The organism is Pirellulales bacterium (genome assembly GCA_035533075.1).
GTDB lineage: Bacteria > Planctomycetota > Planctomycetia > Pirellulales > JAICIG01 > DASSFG01.
In genome coordinates this window covers 1-3,490 of the sequence record DATLUO010000181.1, presented here as the reverse complement: position 1 = coordinate 3,490, position 3,490 = coordinate 1, and the positions used below count along the sequence as shown (strand labels likewise).

2 protein-coding genes are annotated in these 3,490 nt (G+C 63.5%); both read left to right on the top strand.

The window, feature by feature from the left end; all coding sequences use genetic code 11:
- The first annotated feature begins 502 nt into the window (after window positions 1-502).
- Window positions 503-2,254: an IS1634 family transposase gene (locus VNH11_22415; protein HVA49134.1), complete on the top strand. Its 1,752-nt coding sequence runs from the start codon at window positions 503-505 to the stop codon at window positions 2,252-2,254.
- 167 nt (window positions 2,255-2,421) lie between these two features.
- Window positions 2,422-3,396: a ketopantoate reductase C-terminal domain-containing protein gene (locus VNH11_22410; protein HVA49133.1), complete on the top strand. Its 975-nt coding sequence runs from the start codon at window positions 2,422-2,424 to the stop codon at window positions 3,394-3,396.
- The last annotated feature ends 94 nt before the right edge of the window (window positions 3,397-3,490 follow it).

Here is a 3,490-nt window from a genome sequence, read left to right as displayed (position 1 = left end):
CGTACCGGCCACCGGCTGGCTGACGCCGTTCGGCTGAACCGCCGGAGCGGCTGTCACGAAGGTGAACAGTTGCCGCTCCAGCGCCAGCCGCATCACTTCATTGACCAGCAACCGATAGTCGTTCTCGGGGCCTTCCTCCAGGGGCGGCAACCCCAAAACCCACATCGGCAGAAGCTTCTCCCCTGGCCCCGACCCCCGGAAAAGGTGCGGGAAATGAACGCGGAATACTACCGCTACATCTCCTATCTCGATGCCCAAATTGGACGGATCCTCGATGCGCTGAATGCGTCTGCTCACGCGAAAAACACGGCTCTTCCGTTTTTAACCCATGTTCAGTGTTGATTCGCGATTCCCAATTGCCGCCCTGCTGTTTTTCTGCTGTTTCCTGCGGTTTTCGGCGAGCCGGGCCAAAAACCGTAGTGACACAATAATGTCAGGCGCTAGCATTTTCTTGCAGTTTTGCCCTTGAACTGCGCCAAGTCGGTCGTGATACTCTGCCGGCATGTACCTGCGAACCGTCAAAGTTCCTTCCTCCAATGGCACCGTCAACGAATACGTACGGGTCGTCGAATCCTACCGCGAGGACGGCAAGGTCAAGCAACGCACCATCGCCGATCTCGGTCGCAAAGACGTCCTGACCGCGTTGCTGCCGCAATTGCAACGCCTCCTCCTGGGGCAGCCTCAGCCCGTTGGCAAAAGCGCCAGCGACATCGACGTTCTCGAAGCCACCACCTGGGGGCCGGTGCTCGTCATCCGCGCCCTCTTCGAGCAGCTGGGGCTGTGGCAGTTGTTCGACGAACTTCTCGGCAAGGTCAAGAAGGGGCCCTCGTTCAGCGACCGGGCCTTCGTGCTCATCGCCAACCGACTCATCCGCCCCAGCAGCGAGCACGGTCTGGCTCGCTGGCTGGAGACCGACTTTGTCTGTGATCGCCAGGGCCGGCGGTTCCTGCCACACTGGCACAGGCGGCGTCGGGTCAAGGTGCATCATCAGCAACTGGATGCCTGGTACCGCACCCTCGATCAGCTGGTCGCAGCCAAGAGCCAGATCGAAGTGCGGCTTTACCAGCGGCTGCGCGACCTGTTCAGCCTGCAGCCGGAGCTGGTGCTGTTCGACATCACCAGCACCTACTTCGAGGGGGCGGGGCCCAAGGATTTCGCCAAGCACGGTTACAGCCGTGACGGCAAGCCGCAGAACGTGCAGGTCGTGGTCGGCCTGGTCATGGTGGCGGGCTGGCCCATCGCCCACCATGTCTGGCAAGGCAACCAGCTCGACGTGACGGCAGTGCAGAGCGTGATCGAGGACCTGATGACGCGTTTCCAGTTTGCCCGCATCCTTTTCGTGGGCGATCGCGGCATGGTCAGCGAAGACAACCTGGAGGCGATCCGCCGCGACGGCCACGGCTACCTGGTCGGCTTGAAACGCCGCCGCAACGCCCAGCTCGACGCCTGGCTGCAAACGATCAACGAATCGGCATGGGTCGATTGTCCCATGGGCATCACGGCCCGCGAGCGGAAGACCAACCCGCCGCGCACGCGCGTGCAAGAAGTCGTCAGCGGCGTGCCGGACCAGCGCGTGTTCGTCATCGATTCCGACGAGCGCCGGCAGTACGAGCAAGGCAAACGGCAGCAAGCCATGGATCGCACGCGGCTCAAGTTGGAGAAATTGCAAGCCCGCGTGGCCAAGAGGACACTGACCGATCCGGCCCAGATCGGCGCCGCTGCCGAACGCGCCTTGCGGGCCCATCAGGGCTATCGCTATTACGCCTGGGAAATCCGCGACGGCGCCTTGGTTTTCTTTGACCATCCCGTCCATCTCGAACGCGAAAAGCGTCTGGAAGGCAAGTACGTGGTTGCTACCAGCGAGAAGAACCTCGACGCCCAGGCAGCGGTGGCCCTGTACAAGCAATTGACCGAGGTGGAGCGTGGCTTCCGCCATTTGAAAGACATCCTGGCCATGCGGCCGATCTACCATCAGTTGGAAACACGGGTGCGGGCGCACATCTTCGTCGCTGCCCTGGCGCTGCTCGTGCAAACACTGCTGGAGCGGCGTCTGCAGGAGGCCAACGTGGCTCTCTCGGCCGCCGAAGCGCTCCAGGCCGTGGAAACGATTCGGCACGTGACCTTCAAGGTGAACGACGAGCGTCGTTGCGGCGTCAGCGCCGCCAGTGCGCGCGCCCACCAAGTCCTGGCCGCCCTGAACATCACGATCCTTCGCCCCCCGACGCCACCTGCGGGTAAACCGACGGTGCTGTAGTGACTAATCCAAAAATCAGCCCTTACTGGCCAAGGAGTTACGGAGCGCAACACTGAACATGGGCTAACCGGAGCAACGCCTTTCCTGCCGCCAGGGAACTGCCGTTTCCCTAAGAATAGACCTACGCGGCCAAATCGGCCGCGCCAAACGAGATACTCGGCAGGACCATGCACTCGGTCTACGTGGTGGGCGCCGGCGGGATCGGCTGTGCTGTCGGTTACGCGCTGGCGGCCGCCGGGCTCCGGGTCGTCTTCATCGAGGCGGACGGCGACAAGATCGCCTGGGGCCGGGCGCACGGCGTCCAGGTGGACCATCGCCCACCGCGGCCGGCCGAGTTCCTTCCCTTCGCCGACTGGTCGCCGCGTCCCGGCGCGACCGTCTTGCTCTGCACCAAGTGCTTCCACAATCCGGTAGTGCTCGATCGCCTGCCCGTTGAGGTCGATCTCATCCCAATCCAAAACGGTTTCGATCCGGCCCTGGAGACAAAGCCGCCCGCGGTGGAAGGGATCGCGTCGTTTGTCTCGGAATGTTATCCGGGCCGCAGCCACACGCGCATCACCCGCGCCGGCCGGTTGCATTTCGGGGCGCGCCGGGCGGGCGGCGATCCGGCCGGTTCCGAAGCGATCCGGCGCTTGCGCGGCAATTCGCTGTTCCGCGTCGAGCTGGTCGCGGACATCTTGCCGTACAAGTACACCAAGCTGATGTACAACGCGGCGATCAGTCCGCTGGCCGCCGCGGCCGGGATCGACAATGGCCGGCTGCTGTCGGTGCCGAAAGCGCGGCGGCTTTTCTTCGCGCTGCTCCGCGAAAATTACGCCATCCTGCATGGGGCCGGCATTCCGCTGGCCCGCATCGGTCCGTTTCACCCGGCGACGGTGCAGCGCATCCTCCGGCGCCGGTCGGTGGCCCAAGCCCTGGCTTGGGCCTTTTATCCGACGCTGCGCGGCACCTACTGTTCCATGTCCGCCGACCTGCCGGCAGGCCGTACCGAAATTGAGTCTTACAACGGGCATTTGATTGGGCTGGCCGCCGACCGGCCCTGCCCGCTCAACCGAGCCATTTACGATCTGGTCAAACGGATGGAGCGCGACCGGATTGCACCGCATGTCGGCGTGCTGGACGAAATCGCCGCGAATGTTTAGCGACGCTGAAAAGCTCGGGTTTTGGTGGGACCGGCGTCTCGCCGGTCTTGAAAAATAGTACCGGCGAGACGCCGGTCCCACCCGGGAAGCAGCA